The sequence below is a fragment of the Janthinobacterium glycogeni genome, assembly GCF_051380725.1.
Lineage (GTDB): Bacteria > Pseudomonadota > Gammaproteobacteria > Burkholderiales > Burkholderiaceae_D > Janthinobacterium.
Genome location: NZ_JBNYXP010000009.1, coordinates 134,577 through 154,562 on the forward strand (window position 1 = coordinate 134,577; position 19,986 = coordinate 154,562).

The 19,986-nt window shown below is 66.8% G+C and carries 14 protein-coding genes; 5 read left to right on the forward strand and 9 right to left on the reverse strand.

From position 1 onward, the window contains the following. Window positions 1-73 precede the first annotated feature (73 nt). The 4 genes from moaA (at window position 74) to ACQ4W4_RS20670 (ending at window position 5,040) form a co-directional block, all read left to right on the forward strand. On the forward strand, window positions 74-1,060 hold the full coding sequence (gene moaA, locus ACQ4W4_RS20655; protein WP_436543543.1) for a GTP 3',8-cyclase MoaA: 987 nt from the start codon (window positions 74-76) through the stop codon (window positions 1,058-1,060). A 29-nt stretch (window positions 1,061-1,089) separates the two neighbouring features. Further along, window positions 1,090-2,991, forward strand: a complete 1,902-nt coding sequence (locus ACQ4W4_RS20660; RefSeq protein ID WP_436543544.1) for a type IV pili methyl-accepting chemotaxis transducer N-terminal domain-containing protein — start codon at window positions 1,090-1,092, stop codon at window positions 2,989-2,991. Window positions 2,992-3,015: 24 nt separating this feature from the next. Then, window positions 3,016-3,678 carry a response regulator gene (locus ACQ4W4_RS20665; RefSeq protein ID WP_086147379.1) on the forward strand — a complete coding sequence of 221 codons (663 nt, stop codon included), beginning with the start codon at window positions 3,016-3,018 and terminating at the stop codon, window positions 3,676-3,678. A gap of 138 nt (window positions 3,679-3,816) precedes the next feature. Further along, the gene (locus ACQ4W4_RS20670) at window positions 3,817-5,040 is read left to right on the forward strand and encodes an NnrS family protein (protein WP_436543545.1); all 1,224 of its coding nucleotides are present in this window, start codon (window positions 3,817-3,819) and stop codon (window positions 5,038-5,040) included. 7 nt (window positions 5,041-5,047) lie between these two features. Here the strand turns inward: ACQ4W4_RS20670 and ACQ4W4_RS20675 are convergent, their stop codons facing one another. The 9 genes from ACQ4W4_RS20675 to ACQ4W4_RS20715 all read right to left on the reverse strand — a co-directional run bounded on the left by ACQ4W4_RS20675 (window position 5,048) and on the right by ACQ4W4_RS20715 (window position 17,120). Next, on the reverse strand, window positions 5,048-5,173 hold the full coding sequence (locus tag ACQ4W4_RS20675; RefSeq protein ID WP_257218626.1) for a hypothetical protein: 126 nt from the start codon (window positions 5,171-5,173) through the stop codon (window positions 5,048-5,050). 32 nt (window positions 5,174-5,205) lie between these two features. Then, complete coding sequence (locus ACQ4W4_RS20680; protein WP_436543546.1) at window positions 5,206-8,643, reverse strand: response regulator; 3,438 nt, start codon at window positions 8,641-8,643, stop codon at window positions 5,206-5,208. Window positions 8,644-8,691: 48 nt separating this feature from the next. After that, a complete protein-coding gene (locus tag ACQ4W4_RS20685) occupies window positions 8,692-10,383 on the reverse strand; it encodes a sensor histidine kinase (protein ID WP_436543547.1) in 1,692 nt (563 codons plus the stop codon). A 153-nt stretch (window positions 10,384-10,536) separates the two neighbouring features. Next, window positions 10,537-12,762, reverse strand: coding sequence for a hybrid sensor histidine kinase/response regulator (locus ACQ4W4_RS20690; RefSeq protein WP_436543548.1), 2,226 nt, complete (start codon window positions 12,760-12,762; stop codon window positions 10,537-10,539). Beyond that, window positions 12,759-13,121, reverse strand: coding sequence for an Hpt domain-containing protein (locus tag ACQ4W4_RS20695; RefSeq protein WP_436543549.1), 363 nt, complete (start codon window positions 13,119-13,121; stop codon window positions 12,759-12,761). The genes ACQ4W4_RS20690 and ACQ4W4_RS20695 overlap by 4 nt, the downstream gene beginning before the upstream one ends. A gap of 34 nt (window positions 13,122-13,155) precedes the next feature. Further along, window positions 13,156-13,782, reverse strand: a complete 627-nt coding sequence (locus ACQ4W4_RS20700; RefSeq protein ID WP_070288176.1) for a response regulator — start codon at window positions 13,780-13,782, stop codon at window positions 13,156-13,158. Between the two features lie 74 nt (window positions 13,783-13,856). Further along, the gene (locus tag ACQ4W4_RS20705; RefSeq protein ID WP_436543550.1) at window positions 13,857-14,771 is read right to left on the reverse strand and encodes an HDOD domain-containing protein; all 915 of its coding nucleotides are present in this window, start codon (window positions 14,769-14,771) and stop codon (window positions 13,857-13,859) included. Next, complete coding sequence (locus tag ACQ4W4_RS20710) at window positions 14,768-15,394, reverse strand: hypothetical protein (RefSeq protein WP_436543551.1); 627 nt, start codon at window positions 15,392-15,394, stop codon at window positions 14,768-14,770. Before ACQ4W4_RS20710 ends, ACQ4W4_RS20705 begins: the two co-directional genes overlap by 4 nt. A gap of 49 nt (window positions 15,395-15,443) precedes the next feature. Beyond that, window positions 15,444-17,120, reverse strand: coding sequence for a methyl-accepting chemotaxis protein (locus ACQ4W4_RS20715; RefSeq protein WP_436543552.1), 1,677 nt, complete (start codon window positions 17,118-17,120; stop codon window positions 15,444-15,446). Window positions 17,121-17,432: 312 nt separating this feature from the next. Here ACQ4W4_RS20715 and ACQ4W4_RS20720 point away from each other — a divergent pair, with 312 nt between their 5' ends. Beyond that, on the forward strand, window positions 17,433-19,883 hold the full coding sequence (locus ACQ4W4_RS20720; RefSeq protein ID WP_436543553.1) for a membrane-bound PQQ-dependent dehydrogenase, glucose/quinate/shikimate family: 2,451 nt from the start codon (window positions 17,433-17,435) through the stop codon (window positions 19,881-19,883). Window positions 19,884-19,986: the final 103 nt, after the last annotated feature.

Genomic DNA, 19,986 nt, shown 5'->3' on the forward strand with positions numbered 1-19,986 from the left:
GCGCTACGTCTTCTGGGGCGCAGTCAGATCGTGCCCCAGCCCTTACAATCAAGGTAGAAACAGGAGTAGCGTCATGGGTAGCGTCCAGTTACAGGACCGTTTTGGCCGTTCGATCGATTATGTGCGGCTGTCCGTCACCGACCGCTGCGATTTGCGCTGCGGTTATTGCATGCCCAAGGGCTTTCGCGGCTTCGAGGAGCCGAAGGACTGGCTGACGTTCGACGAGATCGAGCGCCTGCTGGGCATTTTTGTGCGCCTCGGCACGCGCCGCGTGCGCCTGACGGGCGGCGAGCCGCTGTTGCGGCGCAACCTGCCCGAGCTGGCGCAAAGGCTGTCCGCGCTGCCCGGTTTGGACGATCTGTCGCTGTCGACGAACGCCACCCAATTGGGCAAGCACGCCGTGGCCTTGCGCGCGGCGGGCGTGGACCGCATCAACGTCAGCCTCGATTCGCTCGACCGCGCCTGCATGCAGCAGATCACGGGGCGCGACAGCCTGCAGCCTATTCTGGACGGCCTGATGGCGGGCAAGGCGGCCGGCTTCGACCCGGTCAAGATCAATATGGTGGCCATGCGCGGCGTCAATGACGGCCAGATCGAAGCCATGGCGGCCTTCTGCATCGAGCAGCAGTTCATCCTGCGCCTGATCGAAGCCATGCCGATGGGCAGCACGGGCCGCAATGCCAGCTACATGCCGCTGGGGCCCGTGCGCGAACGCCTGGCGGCCCGCTTCGGCCTGGTGCCGCAGGCGATGGAGCTCGGTGGCGGGCCGGCGCGCTACATGGCGACCCCTGATGGGCGCTCGAGCATCGGCTTCATCACGCCGATGTCGCAGCATTTTTGCGCCACCTGCAACCGGGTGCGCCTGTCCGTCGATGGTACCCTGTATTTGTGCCTGGGACAGGAAGAGAAATTCGCGTTCGGCCCCATGCTGCGCGGCGGGGCCACGGATGCGCAGATCGAAGCGGCGATCCGCGCCGCCATCGAACTGAAGCCGCAGCAGCACGATTTCAATACGCAGCCCGATAAAATCATCCGGTTCATGGCACAGACGGGCGGCTGAGGCAGTTTGCATTTACATTCAAGGGCGGTATGAAATTCAAGGCGATGTTTTCCTCCTGGCAGAAGCTGTCGACCAAGATCGTCGGCGCGCTGCTGCTCATGCTGGTGCTGGCCTTGAGCGCCATCGGCTGCACCCTGTTTTTATCGTGGCAGCTCGAAGGCAGTTCGGCCGCCATCAACGAGACGGGCCGGCTGCGCATGCAGACCTACCGCCTGACACTGCTGCTTGCCAGCGACGCCCGCGAGCAGGCGCGTCAGCAAGTGCTGCTGATCGACGAGACCCTGGCCAAGATCGGCCACGGCGACCCGCAGCGCCCCCTGTTCCTTCCCCCCAGCACGGCCATCAAGTCCGAATTCGAACGCATCGGCGTCGCCTGGCGCAGCGCCTTGCGTCCGGCCGCCCTGGCCGCCGATTCCATCACGCGCGCGCGCCAGTTCGAGCATGACGCCGACACCTTCGTCGGTCAGGTCGACCAGCTGGTGCGCCTGATTGAGCACGACAGCGAACAGCGCACCTTCTGGCTGCGCGCCTCGCAGCTGATCCTCGTCGGCATGGCCGTCATCGGCACGGTCAGCATGATTTACCTGATGTTCATGCTCATCATCGAACCGGTGACGCGGCTGCGCCTGGGCATGCAGCGCATGAAGGAGCGCGACTTCAGCGTGCGCCTGGCCGTGGAAAGCAATGACGAATTCGGCCAGCTGGCCAGTGGCTTCAACCAGATGGCCGACCGCCTGCAGGCGCTGTACGGCAACCTGGAAGAGGGCGTGCGCAGCAAGACGGCCACCCTCGAATACCGCAACCGCGAACTGGCGCTGCTGTACGAAAGCGCGGCCTTTTTGCAGCGCCCGCAGCCGCTGGAAGACATCTGCGGCGGCTTCATGCAGCGCATCGTCGATTATTTCGAGGCCGACGGCTCCACCGTGCGCGTGCTCGACGCCGAGCGGGGCAACCTGCACATGGTGGTGCATACGGGCCTGTCCGAAGAACTGGTGGCATCCGAGCATTGCCTGAAGGTGGGTGACTGCCTGTGCGGCACGGCCGTCGAGATGAAGGTGGCGAAGGTGCACGACATGCGGCGCATCGACAAGGCGCACGAGCTGCGCTGCCACCGCGAGGGCTTTGCCACCGTCTCCGTTTTCCATATCCACGCGCACGAACAGCACCTGGGCTTCTTCAACCTGCATTTCCGCCATGCGCGCGTGTTTTCCGCGCGCGAGCTGGCCTTGCTGGAAACCCTGGGCCAGCTGCTGGGCATCGCGCTGGAAAACCTGCGCCTGGCCGCGCGCGAACGCGAAATGGCCATTTCCGAAGAGCGCAACCTGGTGGCGCAGGGCCTGCACGACAGCATCGCGCAAAGTCTCAATTTCCTCAACCTGCAGGTGCAGATGCTCGACGACTCCGTGCGCAATGCGCGTTTCGACGAGGTGGCGGGCATCGTGCCGGCCCTGCACGCGGGCGTGAAGGAGAGCTACGAGGACGTGCGCGAACTGCTGGCCAACTTCCGCAGCCGCCTGATGGAAGATGACCTGATCGGCTCCCTGCGCGCGGCGCTCGACAAATTCCGCCGCCAGACGGGCATCGACGCCGAGCTGCTGGCCGACGTCGACGGCGCGCCATTCCCCCGCGAGCAGCAATTGCAGTTATTATTCATCGTGCAGGAAGCGCTGTCGAACATCCGCAAGCACGCGCAGGCCAGCCACGTCGAGGTACGCCTCGCCGATCATCAGGATTTCACCTTGACGATCAGCGACAACGGCGTCGGCTTCGACGCTGTCGACGTGCTGGAAAAGGGCGACAGCCATGTCGGCATCCATATCATGCGCGAGCGCGCGCAGCGCATCGACGCCACGTTCGACGTGCATGCCTGCCCCGGCGGCGGCACGACCGTCGAACTGCATCTGTCGCGCGAGCAGCGCCGCGCCGCCTAAGCCACTATCTGAAAGTATAAAAAAATGGAGACTCCCGATAAACCGATCACCGTCATGCTGGTGGACGACCACGCGCTGTTCCGCAGCGGCATACGCTCGCTGCTGCAGCGCCATACGGAGTTTTCCGTCGTGGGCGAGGCCGCCGATGGCGTGGAAGGCATCAAGCGCGCCATCCAGCTGCAGCCCGACGTGGTGCTGCTGGACCTGAACATGGCCGGCATGTCCGGCGTGGAAGCGCTGCAGCTGATGCAGCACGACTGCCCCGACACGGCCATCGTCATGCTCACCGTGTCGGAAGACGCCGAAGACCTGGCCACGGCCCTGCGCGCGGGCGCCTGCGGCTATTTGATCAAGAATATCGACGCCGACTACCTGGTGCGCGCCATCCGCCGCGCGGCCGCCGGCGAAGTCGTCATCGCCGAAGCCATGACGGGCAAGCTGGTGGCGCAGCTGCAGGCGGGCACGCGGCGCGAGGAACCCGTGTCGGAGCTCGACAAGCTCACGCCGCGCGAAAAGGAAATCATCGACTGCCTGTCGCGCGGCGAGAGCAACAAGGGCATCGCCCGCACCCTGGACCTGGCCGAAAGCACGGTCAAGATCCACGTGCAGAACGTGCTGAAAAAACTCAACCTCACGAGCCGCGTGCAGGCGGCCGTGTACGCGGTCGAGCACCGCCAGGGCAAGTAGCCGCCGTTGTAATGGGGGCCGACCCGCCGGGTCAGACCCCATGGTCACTTGTCGCTATCCCTCTAGTCCTTTATGCCGATGGCGGTTGCTGCGCTTTTAAAGTAGTATATTGAATATATCTTTAAAAGCGAGCCCGTCATGGCCATTACCCCGATCAGCGAACCTTCCCCACCTTCTACGACAGCAGGCGCGGCGCCCTGGCAGGGCGGCCACGCCGTCTGGCAACTGGGTTTCCGCCCGTTCTACCTGCTGGCGGCCGTGTTCGCGGCCATCGCCATTCCCCTGTGGCTGGCCAGCTATGCGGGATTGCCGACGGGCGGCCTGCACGTGGGGCTGGGCTGGCATATGCATGAAATGGTGTTCGGCTTCGCGCTGGCCGTCGTCGTCGGTTTCCTCTACACGGCGGGGCGCAACTGGACGGGCTTGCCCACGCCGCACGGCGCTCCGCTGATGGCGCTGGTGGCGCTGTGGCTGGCAGGACGCGCGGCCATGCTGTGCGGTCCCGGGCTGTTGCCGGCGCTGGTCGACTGGCTGTTCCTGCCGCTGGCCGCCTGGCCCCTGTATCAGGTGCTGCGCCGCTCGGGCAATACGCGCAACCTGTTTCTCGTCGGTCTGCTGGCCCTGCTGGCGCTGGCCAATGGCCTGTTCCACGCGGCCGTGCTGGGCTGGCTGCCGCTGTCGCTGTTCTTGCCCGTGCAGGCGGCCATCTTCATCATCGTGCTGATCGAATCGGTGATCGGCGCGCGCGTCATTCCCATGTTTACCCGTAATGGCGCACCCAATATCGATCCCAATCGCACGCCGGTGGCCAGCCCGAAGCGCGCGCTGGTCGCCGTGGCCTGCATGGCGGCGGCCGCGATCGCGTGGCTGGCCGGCGCGCCGGCCTGGCTGACGGCGCCGCTGGCCCTGGCGGCAAGCGGCGTGTCGCTGGCCAATCTGCTGGCCTGGCAGCCGCAGCGCACGGTGCGCGTGCCGCTGCTGTGGATTTTGCACCTGTCGTACGCGTGGATCGGCATCGGCTTTGCGCTGCTGGCGGCCGCCAGCCTGGGTCTGCTGCCAGCCAGCGCCGCTTTGCACGCGCTGACGGTGGGATCGATGGCGGGCCTGATCATCGGCATGATGACGCGCACCACCCTGGGCCACACGGGACGTGCGCTCAAGGGCGGCAGGGCGGAAGCGGCGATGTATTGGCTGATCCAGCTTGGCGCGCTGGCGCGCCTGCTGGCTGCCGTCGGTCCCGCCTCGCTGTCCATGCCGCTGCTGCTGGCCGCGGGCGCGTGCTGGTCGCTGGCCTTTGGCCTGTATGCGTGCGTGTACGCGCCATACCTGTGGCGCGCGCGGGTGGATGGGCGCGAAGGCTAGGCGGCCGTCAGAACGGGCGCCAGGCCAGCAGTTTCCTGATTTCCGGCGTCCAGTAGGACAGCGATTCGCCCACGACGAATAGCAGCAGGCCCAGCATCAATGCTCTCAGCAGCAAATCCCTGCACCAGATCATGTCGTCTCCCTCCTTTAGTATTGCTAATTTTATCATTGGCATGTTCCGCCATGGTGCGTTTCCGGCATGGCGGGCTGGCCGGGCGCCGGCGTCTGTGCCGTGAGAGCGGCGACGGCGTCGATGGCGTGCGCCAGCGCCTGTTCCAGGGCATCGAGCGCGGCTGACGCATCGTCGCCCGCATGCAGCAGCTGTTCGGCTTGCTGGGCGGCTTGCAGGGTGGCGGGCAGGGCCAGGCTGCCTGCCACGCCGGCCAGTTTGTGCGCCAGCGCGGCGGCGTCGCCGCGTGCATTGGCCGCCAGCAGCGCGCGCATGGCGCCCACCGTGTTGCGGTAAGTGTTGCCAAAGTGCGACAGATGCTGGCGGTAGGGCGCTTCGTCGAGCCATTGCGCCATCCCTTGCGCCAGGTCGATCACGGGCGCCGCGCCGCCTGCCCGCGAGGGCGGCGCCGCTTCGGTCGCTGCCGGCGGCAGGGCCGGCAGCCCTTGCGCATGGCGCCGGTGCGCGCTCGCGATCAGGGCGATGGTCTGCGGCACGTCGAAAGGTTTGCTGATGAAATGGTTCACGCCCGCTTCCAGCGCCGCCGTGCGCTGTGTCCGGAACGCCCCGGCCGTCAGGGCCACCACGGGCAAGTCCTGGAACTGCGGCAGCTGGCGCAGCGCGCGCGTCGCCTGCAAGCCATCCATGACGGGCATCTGCACATCCATCAGCACGATGTCGACATCGGACGGGTGGGCCAGCAGCCAGTCCAGCGCCTGCTGGCCATCGCAGGCGAACGAGGGCAGGGCGCCCTGATCGCACAGGATATGGTTGACCACGTCGCGGTTGATGTCGCTGTCGTCGACCACCAGCACGCGCACGCCGGCCAGCACGCGTGCGCCCAGCGCTGCGTGGCCGGCGTCCAGGCCGGACGCTTCGGCGCGCCGCTGGCGCGCTTCCATCGTCGCGTTGTACAGGCTGGAAGCCGTCACCGGTTCGTTGAGGATGGCATCGGCCGGATTGGCCGGATCCGTATGGCGGCGCGCGGGCGCTGTCGCCGGCGCCCCGCTGGCCGCCAGGATCACGATGGGGCAATCCTGCGGCGGCAGGTGCTCGCGCAGGGCGCGCGCCGTGGTTTCCCCGTCCATGTCCGGCAGGCGCGCGGCCAGCACGATGACGCCGGGCCGCGCATCCTCGGCGCAGGCCAGCGCATGCTCAAGCGCCGCCTGGCCGCCGGACACGGCATGCACGCGCCAGCCCAGGCCCTGCGCGACGGCGGCCACGGCGGCGCGCGAGTCGGCCTTGCCATCGGCCAGCAAGACGCGCAAGCCCTGCATGTCGGGCGAAGACGGGGCGCTGGCGGGCATCAGCTGCAGCGGCACCGTGAAACTGAATGTGCTGCCCTGGCCCATGACGCTTGTCAGGCGCATGGAGCCGCCCATCAGGCGCACCAGCTGGCGGCAGATGGTCAGGCCCAGGCCCGTGCCGCCGAAGCGGCGCGTGGTGGAGCTGTCGGCCTGGGCGAAGGCGGAAAAGATCGCCTCCTGCACCTCGGGCGCGATGCCGATGCCTGTGTCGCGCACGCAAAAGCACAGTACCGCGGCGTCGCCGTCGCGGCTCTCCAGTGCGCTCGTCAGCTCGACCGTGCCATGCGCGGTGAACTTGATGGCATTGCTGGTCAGGTTGACCAGCACCTGTTCCAGGCGCAGCGCGTCGCCCATCACCTGGTCGACGCCGTCGGGCAGCGGCCCGATGCGCACTTCGATCGGCTTGTCATGCGCGGCCACGCCCATGCTGGCGGCGATCTTTTCGATCACCTCGGCCAGGCGGAACGGCGCCCGTTCGATGGTCATGTGGCCCGCCTCGATTTTCGATACGTCCAGCACGTCGTTGATGATGCCCAGCAGGGACTGGCCGGCGGCGCGGATCTTGCGCGCCATGAGCAGCGCTTCGCCATCAAGGCCGTCCCGTTCCAGCAGCCAGGCCATGCCGAGAATGGCGTTGAGCGGCGAGCGGATTTCATGGCTCATGTTGGCGAGGAATTCCGCCTTGCTGCGGTTGGCCGATTCGGCCGCGTCGCGCGCCAGCAGCATGGCCTCTTCGGCCTGCTTTTGCGTGGAAATATCCTGGGCAAAGATCAGGGTCGCCGGTCCATCCTTGAGCACCACGCGCGTGGTGGTCTTGAACATGGGCACGGGCAGGCCCTGCTTGCCCAAGCCGATGGCCTCGAACACCTGTTCGCTGGGCGAATCCGCCTCGATCAGCGCTTCATTGGCGGCCAGCGCCGCCAGCGATGGCGCGGAAATCATGGCGGACCAGGGCAGGCCGTTCAGATTGTCATCCGCCGTGTAGCCGTGCAGCCTGCGGTAGCGGGGGTTCGAGTAGATGAAGCGGCCGTGGCGCAGGATGGCGATGGCCACGGGCGCATCTTCGATCAGGGTGCGAAAGCGCGTTTCGCTGTCGGACACGGCTTGCATGGCCTGGCGCTCCCTTTCCTGCTCCGCATGCCAGGCGGCCTGCTGCCGGCGCCGCCGCTGGCTCCAGTACAGCAGGCTGGCCGCGGCCAGCGCCAGCACGGCAAAGGAAAGGACGTAGCCGAGCCCCTGGCGTTGCAGCGGGGCGGCGATGGCCGCTTCTTCGCGGCTCAGGCCGATGATGAGGGCGCGGTCCATGTGCAGGGCCGGCGGGGCGATGGTCGCCATGGACATGACGCGGGGGGCGGCGGGGGCGCTGGCAATTTCGACGCCGCTCAGGACGCCCGCCTGATAGCCGCTGTCGCGAAAGCGCCGCAGGAAGCTGCCGGGGACGTCCATATTGGCGCCATTGGCAGTCCTGGCCGGGTAATTCAGGAACTGCCGGCCGTCGCCATGCAGGACCACGGCCCAGACGTCGGGGGCGTACATGGCGGTGCGGAACTTGGCCGTGAAGTATTCCGGGGCGAAGGTGGCCACCACCACGCCGGCAAAGCGGCCTTGTTTGTCCTGCACCATGCGCGACGCCGTGATGACCAGGTCGCCCTTGAAGGTATGGAAGGGCGCCGAGATGTACAGCATGCGCGCATCGGGGGCGTCGCGCGCCGTCTGGAAGTAGCCGCGGCGCGAAAAATCCTGGTCCGCCAGTTCCGCAATATTGGTGGCGACCGGCTTGCCTTGCGCATCGATGACCAGCATGGTGCGCACGCCAGGCATGGCGTCGACCAGCGCGGCCAGGCGCCGGGGCAGCGCCTGCCCGGCGTCGGGCGCGGCGCCGGCGGCAAGATAGTCGCGGATCACGCCGCCCAGCACCAGGTTGGTTGCCTCCAGGTCGGTTTCGATATTTTTTGCCAGCAGCGCCGTCAGCACGCTCAGGCGTTCGCGTTCGGCCGCGTCATGGCGCCTCGCCTCGGCCAGATGCGCATAGGCGAGGGCGGAAGCCACGATGAGCAGCCCGAGGAGCAAGAACAGCCATTCGATCCATTGTCTGCGCACCGCCGTCGCATCTGTGTGATAGGTCATGTGGCGATGCTATACCCGATATGGATGAAGAACAACTTTTGCGCACAACTAGGCATGTAATAGTGTGGTCAATTTGCCCCCAAGGGGCAGGTGCAGGCGGAAGACGGCGCCCTGGCCCGGTGCGGACGCCACGCCGATGCTGCCGCCCATCAGTACGACGAGCTGGCGCGCGATGGCCAGGCCCATGCCGGCGCCGTCATGGGCGCGGCTCGGTGAATCGTCCGCCTGCGAGAATTTGTCGAAGATGACGCCCTGCTGCGCCTGCGCGATGCCGATGCCCGTATCGCGCACCTCGATCTGCAGGTCCGCGCCGCTGCGCATGACGTGCACGTCGACCCGCCCCGCAGCCGTGTAGCGGATGGCGTTATCCAGCAGGATATCGAGCACGCGCACGAGGCGGACGCGGTCGCAATCGATGCTGGGCGGCGTGGCGGGCGCCACTTGCGCGGACAGCTGCAAGCCCTTGTGGGCCGCGCGCGGCCGGTGCGGCGCCAGCGCCAGTTCCAGCAGCTGGTCCAATGGCGCGGCGCTGGACTCCAGCCTTACCTGGTCTTGCTCGAGCGCGCTCAATTCCATCGCCGCCTCGACCATGGACAGCAACTGGCGGCCGCTGTCCTGTATCGTTTGCGCGTAGGCGGCCTGTTCCGGCTCGCGCAGCTGCTCCAGCAGCAGCTCGGAGAAACCGAGGATGCCGTTGAGGGGCGTGCGCAATTCATGTGACATGTTCGACAGGAAGCGCGACTTGGCTTCGCTGGCGGCGATGGCCCTGGCGCGGCTGTCGACCAGGCGGCCGATCAGCAGCACCAGCGCGGCCCACGACAGCACGATCAGCGCGCTCGTGACGGCCGCCATCAGCAAGGTCTGGTTGCGGCGCGAGACGTAGTCGGCCAATACGGTGTCGCGGTCCAGTCCGACCAGCATGTAGAGCGGATAGTTGGCCAGTTTTTCGAACGCATACAGGCGCAGGATGCCATCGACGGGACTGCGCTCGGTGAAGCTGCCCCGCGTTTTACCTTGCATCAAGGAAAATACCTTGCTGCCGCCGATATCCTGGCCGATGGTGTCGACGGCGCCGACCCGGCGCGCGCGCACCACGCCGTCGTTGCCGACCAGTTCGGTGGAGCTGTTGTCGCCCAGGTCGACTTCGTCGTACAGGCGGGTAAAGTAATACGGGTCCATCGAGACCACCACTACGCCCTTGAAGCGGCCATCGGCATGGTTGATGCGGCGCGTCATCTGGATCGACCATTTTTTCGACACGCGGCCCAGCACCGGCTTGCTGATATACAGTTCGCCGCTGTCGCGCTGCATGTGTACCCGGATGTGCTCTCGGTCGGCCAGGTTGGTGGGCTGGAAAGGGCGGCTCGACAGCACCATGTCGCCCCGTTCGTCGACGATGGTAAACAGGTTGTACAGGGGGCCGGGATTGAGGCCTTGCCGCAGATCGGCCACGATGTCGAGGCGGCTGCCCAGCGCCTGGTAGCGGCTGCGCAAATACGTAACCGCCTGGTCCGCCGCCTCGATCGTGCGGATCGCGTGCTCGTCGAAGACGCGCGCCATGCTGCGCGCATCGCGCGCGGCGCCGGCGATGGCCGCGTCATGGGCGTGCCGCAGTTGCAGCATGGTGATGCCCCACAAGCCCGCCAGCAGCATGGCCATGAAGAGCGACAGCAGGATGCGCGTATCCCAACGCTCCCAACGCTCCCAGGCCATGGCCTTCCAGTATCTGTGCTGCCGCATGCCGCCTCCGCAAGGTCCGCCAGTGTGCCGTTGTGCGAGGATGCCCGGCGTCGCTGGCGCGTCGATTTATCAATTATAGCGAATATAATTGATTATAACGAATAAAATGATTTTTCGCGGGAGAAGTGTTGTATTGCGCGCCGGCCCGGGCGGCTAGCGTATCGCCGCCTGACGCGCCAGCCAGCGGTCGACCATGTCGCGCAGCTGGGCGGCCGTAAACGGCTTGGACAGATAATCGTCCATGCCGGCCGCCAGGCAGCGCTGCCGGTCGTCCTCGGTGACGCCGGCCGTGAGGGCGATGACGGGCAGGCGCGGCGCGCCGCTGGCCGCTTCGCGGGCACGCAGGGCCTGGCATGCCTGGTAGCCGTCCATGACGGGCATCATGCAGTCCATCAGGACCAGGTCGTACTGCTGCGCGGCCAGCGCCTGCAGGCCCAGCTCGCCGTTCTCCGCCGTGTCGATGCTGTAGCCGCGCGCGCCCAGCTGCAGGCACACCAGCTGCCGGTTCAGCGCCGTGTCTTCGACGAGCAGGATGCGCGCGCCCGGTTCTGATGCGGGAACGGGTGCGCAGGCGGCTGCGGATTCCGATGGCGCGGCTGTCTCCGGCTCCGGCTCCGTCGCCTGGGCCGCCATGCAGGGGATGCGCACGGTGAAGCGGGAGCCGGCGCCGGGCACGCTGCTGCAGAAAATCTCGCCGCCCAGCAGCGCCACCAGGTGCTTGCAGATGGTCAGGCCCAGCCCCGTGCCGCCATAGGCGCCGCTGATGCTGTCGTCGGCCTGGCAAAACGGCTCGAAGATGCGGCTCAGCTGCTGCCCCGTCATGCCGATGCCCTGGTCGCTGACCATGGCGACGAGGCAGGCGCTGGCGCCGTCCGGCGTGGCCGGTTCCAGGTGCAGGCGTACGGTCACCGTGCCCGAGGGCGTGAACTTGATGGCATTGCTGAGCAGGTTGCCGAGGATTTGCGCGAGGCGCGTGCGGTCCGAGCAGATCAGCGGCGGCACGCTGTTGCCGATTTCGCTGACCAGGAACAGCTGCCTGGCGTCGGCCTGCGGGCGGTGCAGCGCCAGCACGTCGTCGAGCAGCAGGCGCGGGTCGAAGTCGCGCAGCTCGATGCCCATCTGGCCTGCCTCGACCTTGGACAGGTCGAGGATGTCGTTCAGGATGCGCATCAGGTGCTGCACGCCGTCGCCGATGCGCTGCGCATGCTGCCGCTGCGACGCATCGAGCGCGGTATCCTGCAGCAGTTCGGCCATGCCGGCGATGCCGGCCATCGGCGTGCGGATCTCGTGGCTCATGACGGCCAGGAAGCGCGACTTGGCGGCATTCGCCGCTTCCGCGCGCGTTTGCAGCGCCAGCGCCATGGCCGCATCGCGTTCCTGGCGCCGCAGCAGGGCCAGGATCAGCGCGATGGCCCCGGCCAGCACGAGCAGGCTGACCACGGCCGCCCCGCCCATGGTGCGCAGCATGCGCCGCCAGCCCGCCAGATAGACCGCGTCGGTGACGGTCACATTGACGGCCAGCGGATAGTCGCGCACCAGCCGGATGCCGGCCAGGCGGTCGACCGTGCGTCCCTGGTCAGCCGCGCGCGGCGTGTCCACCTGCAGCACGCCATCGGTCTTGCCCTGTTCCAGCAGGCGGTAGGTGCTGCCTGTCAGGTTGCGCTTGCCCATCATCTCGGGCACGGCCGGCCAGCGGGCCAGCAGCGTGTAGTCGCTGCGGTACAGGGAAAAAGCCGTATGTTCGCCGATGCTGGTGCTCTGGAAAAATTTGCTGAAGAAGTCGCATGACAGGCCGACCAGCACCACGCCCAGGAAGCGGCCGTCCGGTGCGTTGATGCGCCGGCTGATATAGAAGGTCCAGGCGCCAGTGCCCTTGTTTTGCACGGGCGCGCTGACGTGCATGCCGCCGTTCGGGTGGCGCCGGTGATACTCGAAGTAATCGCGCTCGCCGAGGCCGATGGGCGGCGCGGGAAAGGCGCGGCTGAAAACCAGCACGCTGGCGTCGCTGCCGACGATGGACACGACGTCCACTTGCGGCACGCCGCCGATCTTGTGCCGCAGCGTCTGGTGCATGGCCTGGGTCGCGACGGCGGCGGCCAGCGCCTGCGCGTCGGCGGGCGCGGCGGCCTCGATCTCGTTGCTGACGCTGTCGAGCACCAAACGGGCCGCCGTCATGCTCTGCGCCGTGTTTTCCGCCAGCAGCAGCGACAGGTTCGACAGGTCCTGTTTCCAGTCATCGACGGCTTCGCGGTGCAGCAGCACGCCGGAGACGGCGATGCGCAGCGCCAGCAGGCCCACCAGCACCAGGCCCACGACGGCCGTCACGGTGCGCGGCCGGTAGCGGTGCACCAGGCGCAGGATGGCCTGGCGGGCGTTCATTCCTGCGCGCCCGTGTATTCAAGCATGCTGCGGCGTACCTCCTGCTCCACTTCCGCGACCAGCGCCGCCGTTTCGGTCAGCCAGTCCGGTGCCGCCGCGCCCTGATGGCGCACCAGCTGTTCGAGTGCCGCCAGACGCGCCACCAGGGCGCTGGCGCCCAGCAGGGCTGCGGTGCCGCGCAAGGTATGGCAGCTATGCACGATGGCTTGCGCCGCGCCGCCGCGCACGGCCTGCCCGACGCGGGCAAACATGGCCGGCGATGTATCGAGGTAGGTCTGCGACAGGGCGCGGAACATCTCCAGGTCGTGGCCGGTGGCGCGGAACAGCACGGCAGGATCGATGTGGCGATAGGCTGGCATGGCGGCTCCGTGGCGAGGGAAAAGCGGTGGCGGCCTAGGCGGCCAGGCTGTTGCGCCGCGCATGGCCGGCGCAGCAGGCGCGCAGATAGCCGCGCAGTTCGTCGTAATTGACGGGCTTGGCAAAGAACACGACGCCGGGCGGCACGCCGCCCCGTTCTTCCAGCTCTTCCTGCGTCAGGCTCGACAGCATGGCGATGTGCATGTCCGCCAGCAGCGGGTCGGCCAGGATGGTACGGATCACTTCGTAGCCGTCGATGCCTTCCATGACGATGTCGGCCAGCAGGATGTCGGGCTGATCGCGGGCGATTTCCATCAGCGCCTGGTAGCCGTTCTCGCAAAAGCGCAAGTCCGCCTGCAAGCCCCATGAACCGATCTGTTTTTCATACAGCGCGCGTTCGATCGGATTGTCCTCGATCACGAGGATGGACGGTGGACGGCCCGATGGGACGGGGCGGTTGGCCCGTGCCGCGCGCTGGTCCTGGCCCGGCTGGCCGGGATTGCCCTTGTAGGCCTCGACGGCCGCGAGGGGAATGCGCCGGTGGCCGCCCTTGGTTTTCCAGGCTTCGATTACGCCGGCCTCGACCAGTTGTTGCACCGATGTGACCGAGATGCCGAGGATTTCTGCGGCCTTTTGGGTAGTGCAAACGTCAGCAGTATGCATGATGGGCTTTATGGTCGCGGATGTAGTTGAAGGGAATGATACGCAATCGGGCTCAAAAAATCAATTTCAACGATTTAGATGAATTCACTAAAAACCTCGCGGGCGGCGGGCCGGACTCGCGTGCGCGTGCGGCAAGGGGCAATATGCGCCTGCGGTTCCAGGATATCGCGCCGCTCGCTCCACTCGGCGCCGCTGTGGCGTAGCAGGGTTTCCATGTCGTTTCTGTCCAGGCCCAGTACCCGCGCGGCGGCCAGGGCCGGCCCGCGCGGCCCCGCGCCGTTGCGCAATATCAGGTCGGCGAAACTGCTGGCCAGCTTCAGCAGCCAGGCCAGGTCCGTCATGCGCCCGGCCCGTCCGAAGCCGGGCGGCGCGGCATGGCAGCGTACGGTGTCGCACAGGATGTCGGGCATGCCCCAGCCCCGCATGAGCAAGGCCGACAGCGCCAGCTGGTGGTGACCGAAGCGCTGCGACTCCGCGCACAGCAGCCGGGCCCTGGCGCCATTGCCGTACTGGCCCAGCAGTTCTCCATATGCCTGCGGATGCCAGGTGGCCAGGGCCAGCTGGCCGCAGTTGGCCAGCAAGCCGCAACTGTACAGCTCATCGGCCGGCGCCAGCTGCAGCGCATCGCCGGCCACGCGGGCCGCGCACGCCATGGCCAGCGCGTGCGACCAGTAGCGTTGAGCGTCGAAGTGCGCGCACGTGGCCGCGGGCAGGGCAGGTGCGGCGAACGCCTGACGCAGGGCGGGCAGGCCGATCGCGGCCAGCATCGCCGCGCTGAGCGCCGCATGCGTGCGCTCGCCCGGTGGCACGCCCGCATTCGCCAGGCCGATGACCTTGCCCGTCAGGGCAGGATCGCAGCCCAGTTGTTCCGCCAGCTCATCGAGCGACACCTGCTGCTGGCACAAGTTCGTCAGCCAGTGGCACCGCCCGGCGGGCGAAGGCAGGATGGCGCCGTCGAGCAGGCGCGCCAGGTCGATGTGCGCGCTCATGGCCGGCTCCCGACGCCGCTGCGGTCATCGGCTTGCGCCGCCCCCGCCGTCTGCAGGACCGTGACGGCCTGCGACAGCGCGTCGAGCGCCATCAGCAGTTCCGCATGCAGGCGGCGCAACGCGCCGATATCGTTGGAAAAGCCCGCGTGCACTGCCTGGCGCGCCAGCGCCTGCAGCGGGAGCAGGCCCATGGACTGGCAGCCGTCGAGGATTTCCTGCGCCAGCACGCGCGCCGGCGCGGTCCGTTCGCAGCGCAGCGCGTGGGCGATGCCGGCCAGGCGATCGCGCGTTTCGGCCACGAACAGGGCCAGGATCTCGCCCTGCAGGCGCCGGTCGCAGCCGAACATGGCGTCCAGGCGCGCCGCGTCGAAGGGCGGCGTGTCCTGCGCCCTGGGTGCTGGCGGCGGTGCGCTGTCAGCCACCTTGGCCGGCGGGACCGTTTTGCGCATTTGCAGCAGCGCATGCAGATCGGCTGGCGCCGCGCGGCCGGTCCGGCGCCAGCGGGTGCGGCGCCAGAGCAGGGCCGCCAGCAGCAACGCCAGGCCGGCCAGGGCCAGCGCCGGGCGCATCAGCGACAGGTCTTCGCAGCGAAGGAAGGGGTGGATGGCGAGTAAGGTGTTCATGACAGTGCTCCAGTGCGATCTATGCAAGTGATCCTGCGTGACGGCGGACCTAAAAGACGTCCCAGTCGCCGGCATCGGCGGCGGCAGGCGCCGCTTTTCTGGCGTGGCCCGTGCGCGTGGCGACCAGCTTGAGCGCCGCCTTGTGCTGTGCGGGCCGCGGGGCGGCTGGCGCTTGCGGCGCCGCCCCGGCCTGTGCTGGCGCCAGCTTGAAGGCGCCCACCACGCCGGCCAGCCTGGCCGCCTGCTCCTGCAGCGATTGCGATGCGGCCGCCGCTTCCTCGACCAGGGCCGCATTCTGCTGCGTGACTTCATCCATTTGCGTGACGGCGCGGTTGATTTCCTCGATGCCCGTGCTTTGCTCTGCGCTGGCGGCCGAGATTTCGCTGACGATGTCGGTCACGCCGCGTACCGTGTCGACCACTTCCGTCATGGCCGCGCCGGCCTGCTGCACCAGCTTGCCGCCCTGTTCGACCTGTTCCACGGAGTCGCCGATGAGTACCTTGATTTCCTTGGCGGCGGCCGCCGAACGGTGCGCCAGGTTGCGCACTTCCGTGGCCACGACGGCAAAGCCGCGTCCCTGTTCCCCGGCGCGTGCCGCTTCCACGGCCGCGTTCAGGGCGAGGATATTGGTCTGGAAGGCGATGCCGTCGATGACGCTGATGATGTCGGCGATCTTGTTGGACGAGCTGTCGATCGCTTCCATGGTGCGTATCACGTCGCCCATCACTTCGCCGCCCCGCTGCGCCTTGTCCGAGGCGCTGACGGCCATTTGCTTGGCCTGGCGGGCGTTGTCCGCGTTTTGCCGCACGGTGGCCGTCAGTTCTTCCATGGCCGAGGCGGTTTCTTCCAGCGAGCCGGCCTGCTGCTCCGTGCGCGCCGACAGGTCCAGGTTGCCGGCCGCGATCTGGCCCGATGCCGTGCTGATGCTGTCCGTGCCGGAACGCACTTCGGCCACGATGCGTACCAGGCTCGCGCTCATGTCCGCCATGGCCTTCATCAGCTGGCCCACCTCGTCGTTTGACGTGGTGTTCACTTGCACGCTGAGGTCGCCGCCCGCGATGGTGCGGGCCACGTCGATGGCGCCGGCCAGCGAGGCGGCGATGCGCCGCGCCAGCAGCAGACCCATGCCGGCCACCAGCGCCGTCACGGCCAGGGCCATGCCGATGGAAATCCAGCGCGCACTGGCGGCGGCAGCGGCGCCGTCGGCCGCGCCCTTGGCGGACAGGTTTTCGTTGTAGCGGTGGTGGGCGGCGAGGGCGTCGACCAGTTCCTTGACGATGGACTGGTTTTCCATCAGCAAGTCGCGTGCCGCGTCCAGTTCGCCCGCGTTCGACAGCGCCAGCACTTTGTCGCGCACCGTGTCGTAGCGTGCCAGCACGGCACGGTCGGCGGTCAGCAGCGCGCGGTCCTGCTCGTCGGTGATATCGTCTTTTTCATACTGGTCGAGCGCCTTGCCGACCGCCGCGCGCGCTTCCCTGATGCCCGCTTCGAGCTTGTCGCGCCTGGCCGCATCCTTGCTGGCCATGTGCTGCCAGACGGCCGTGCGCATCTGCGCGAACGGCACGAAAGCCTGGTTCAAGGTCAGCAGGCTGGGCACCGTGTTGACGGTGGCATAGCTGGCCGCCGTGTACACGCGGTCCATCTGGTAAATGCCGAAACCCGCCAGGGCGGCCAGTCCGAGGACGACGGAAAGAATCAATGCGTACAGCCGTTTAGCGATGGTCATGATGGGCGCCGCTCCAATAAAGTGAAATGCAAGAAAAAGTGCTTGGTTTTGCTGTTTTTTTCATTCTACGATAAAAATTCGTTTTATTCGAGAAATTTGTTGGTTATTTATTTTATTCAATGATTTTCATCAAAATCGCGCCGCTGTGGCTGGCTTGACGGTCAGCTCGTGTATAAAAAGCCACACGGCATGCATGGGCCGTTCTGGCGTGTGGCACGCTTTGTCAAATAGTGAAAAAATGCAATTTCTTTGATCGCCATCAAATACGGTGCGCAGGCGCGTGCCGCCGACTGACTCTTGTAAAGGAGCATCATGACTGCCTCTGCCCGGCCTGGACCCTTGCTTGTCATCACCGCAGTCATCTTCATCCTGCTGGGCCTGGCGCTTGCCGGCGGCGGCGCCTGGCTCGTCAGCCTTGGCGGTTCCTGGTATTACGTCGTGGCCGGCATCGGCATGCTGATCGCGGGCGCGCTCGTGTGGCAGGGGCGGCGCAGCGTCCAGCTGTTTCTCGCGCTGCTGCTGTTCGCCACCCTGATCTGGTCCGTCATCGAAGTAAAGTTCGACTGGTGGCAATTGCTGCCGCGCCTCGATATCTGGTTCGCCGCCGCCGTCTGGCTGTTGCTGCCGTTCGTCGACCGCCGCCTCGATCCGCCCCTGGCCGCCGGGGTGAAGCCGCGCGATCCCGGCAAGAGCGCCTTGCTTGCCGCCGTCCTGGTGACGGCCGCCGTGGGCGTGTTCTCGCTGTTCCAGGATTACTACACCCTGCATGGCGAAGTGCCGGCAGAGAACATGGCGGCCGCGCCGCAAGGCGATGTCGCGCCGGGCGTGGCGCCCAACGACTGGGCCGCGTATGGCCGTTCCGGCTATGGCGACCGCTATGCGCCGGCCGCGCAGATCACGCCGGCCAACGCTGCGCAGCTGAAACAGGCGTGGGTGTACCACACGGGCGACTTCAAGGGACCGAACGACCCGGGCGAGATCGCCAACGAGGTCACGCCGCTGAAAGTGAACGGCATGCTATACCTGTGCACGCCGCATAACATCGTCATCGCGCTCGATCCGGACACGGGCAAGGAACTGTGGCGCCACGATCCGAAGATCAACCGCGACGCGTCGAGCTACCAGCACATGATCTGCCGCGGCGTGGCGTATTGGGACGTCAACGCGGGCCGCGCCAAGGGCGACCCTGCACCCGAGGCGGCCGGCATGGAGTGCCCGCGCCGCATCTTCGCGCCCACCATGGATGCGACCCTGATTGCCGTCAATGCCGATACGGGCGCAGCCTGCAAAAGCTTTGGCGAAAACGGCGTGATCGGCCTGTACCACGGCATGGGCATGAAGAAGCGGGGCTTTTTGATGCCGACGTCGCCGCCGGCCGTGGCGCAAAACGTGGTGGTGATGGCGGCCAGCGTGACCGACAACTTTTCCACGGAGGAGCCGTCGGGCGTGATTCGTGGCTACGATCCCGTCACCGGCAAGCTGATGTGGAACTGGGATGCCTCGAACCCCGACGACACGGCGCCGATCGCCGATGGCAAGACCTATACGAACAACTCGCCCAATTCTTGGGGCGTGTCCAGCGTCGATGAAAAGCTGGGCATGGTCTACATTCCGATGGGCAATGAGACGCCCGACACGTGGGGCGGCAACCGCAATCCCCATGGCGAGAAATACAATAGCGCCATCGTCGCGCTGGACCTGGCGACAGGCAAGGTGCGCTGGGTCTATCAGACCGTGCACCACGATATCTGGGACATGGATATCGGCGGCCAGCCCACCCTGGTCGACATCGACACGCCGAAAGGCAAGGTGCCGTCCGTGGTGGCCACAACCAAGCGGGGCGACATCTATGTGATCGACCGCCGCGACGGCAGCCTGGTCGTGCCGGCGCCGGAAAAACCCGTGCCAACGGCCAACGCGGCCCCTGGCGACAAGCTGTCGCCCACGCAGCCGTTCTCGGCCCTCACTTTCCTGCCCGAGAAGCACATCAGCGAAACGGACATGTGGGGCACGACGCCGTTCGACCAGCTCGCGTGCCGCATCATCTTCCGCCAGCACCGCTATGAAGGGCCGTTCACGCCGCAAACGGTGGCCGAAGGCAAGATCAAAGGCGCCATCATCTCGCCGGGCCCGCTGGGCATCTTCGAATGGGGCGGGGCGGCTGTCGATCCCGTGCGCCAATTGCTGCTGGTGAACCCAGACTACATGGGCTTCCTGGAACGCCTGGTGCCGCGCGCGCAAGCCAATGCGCCGGGCGGCACGGGCACGGAAATGGGTTTACAACCGCAGACGGGCGTGCCGTTTGCCGTGGAAATCAAGCCCTTTCTGTCGCCGCTGGGCTTCCCATGCCAGGCGCCGCCGTGGGGATATATCGCCGCCGTCGACCTGCGCACCATGAAAAAAGTGTGGATGCACAAGAACGGCACCACGCGCGACAGCGCCCCCGTGCCCATCGCCTTGCCGCTGGGCGTGCCCAGCCTGGGAGGCATCAGCACGACGGGCGGCGGCGTGGCCTTCCTCAGCAGCACGCTCGACTATTACATCCGCGGCTACGACGTGCGCAACGGCAAGACCGTATGGAAAGCCCGCCTGCCGGCCGGCGGCCAGGCTACGCCGATGAGCTATGTCTCCGACAAGACGGGCAAGCAATATGTGGTGGTGATGGCCGGTGGCCATGGGTCATTGGGCACGAAGATGGGGGACAGCCTGGTGGCGTTTGCCTTGCCGGACGAGGTCGTGAAGGAGGCGGGGAAAACAAAATAGGGAAAGGATGGTGGCGCGCCATGCGGCGGATGGCGCGGCAGGATACCGCTGGTCAGAATGCTGTTTGCCAGGCGCGGAAGCGGGGTGGTATATTTAGCAATCA

What these genes read in the sequence shown, in the direction of transcription:
- ACQ4W4_RS20720 (WP_436543553.1), top strand. Translation starts at nt 17,433, where the DNA reads ATGACTGCCTCTGCCCGGCCTGGACCCTTGCTTGTCATCACCGCAGTC.
- ACQ4W4_RS20670 (WP_436543545.1), top strand. Translation starts at nt 3,817, where the DNA reads ATGGCCATTACCCCGATCAGCGAACCTTCCCCACCTTCTACGACAGCA.
- ACQ4W4_RS20675 (WP_257218626.1), bottom strand. Translation starts at nt 5,173, where the DNA reads ATGATCTGGTGCAGGGATTTGCTGCTGAGAGCATTGATGCTGGGCCTG.
- ACQ4W4_RS20700 (WP_070288176.1), bottom strand. Translation starts at nt 13,782, where the DNA reads ATGCATACTGCTGACGTTTGCACTACCCAAAAGGCCGCAGAAATCCTC.
- ACQ4W4_RS20685 (WP_436543547.1), bottom strand. Translation starts at nt 10,383, where the DNA reads ATGCGGCAGCACAGATACTGGAAGGCCATGGCCTGGGAGCGTTGGGAG.
- ACQ4W4_RS20710 (WP_436543551.1), bottom strand. Translation starts at nt 15,394, where the DNA reads ATGAACACCTTACTCGCCATCCACCCCTTCCTTCGCTGCGAAGACCTG.
- ACQ4W4_RS20665 (WP_086147379.1), top strand. Translation starts at nt 3,016, where the DNA reads ATGGAGACTCCCGATAAACCGATCACCGTCATGCTGGTGGACGACCAC.
- moaA (WP_436543543.1), top strand. Translation starts at nt 74, where the DNA reads ATGGGTAGCGTCCAGTTACAGGACCGTTTTGGCCGTTCGATCGATTAT.
- ACQ4W4_RS20695 (WP_436543549.1), bottom strand. Translation starts at nt 13,121, where the DNA reads ATGCCAGCCTATCGCCACATCGATCCTGCCGTGCTGTTCCGCGCCACC.
- ACQ4W4_RS20690 (WP_436543548.1), bottom strand. Translation starts at nt 12,762, where the DNA reads ATGAACGCCCGCCAGGCCATCCTGCGCCTGGTGCACCGCTACCGGCCG.
- ACQ4W4_RS20715 (WP_436543552.1), bottom strand. Translation starts at nt 17,120, where the DNA reads ATGACCATCGCTAAACGGCTGTACGCATTGATTCTTTCCGTCGTCCTC.
- ACQ4W4_RS20660 (WP_436543544.1), top strand. Translation starts at nt 1,090, where the DNA reads ATGAAATTCAAGGCGATGTTTTCCTCCTGGCAGAAGCTGTCGACCAAG.
- ACQ4W4_RS20705 (WP_436543550.1), bottom strand. Translation starts at nt 14,771, where the DNA reads ATGAGCGCGCACATCGACCTGGCGCGCCTGCTCGACGGCGCCATCCTG.
- ACQ4W4_RS20680 (WP_436543546.1), bottom strand. Translation starts at nt 8,643, where the DNA reads ATGACCTATCACACAGATGCGACGGCGGTGCGCAGACAATGGATCGAA.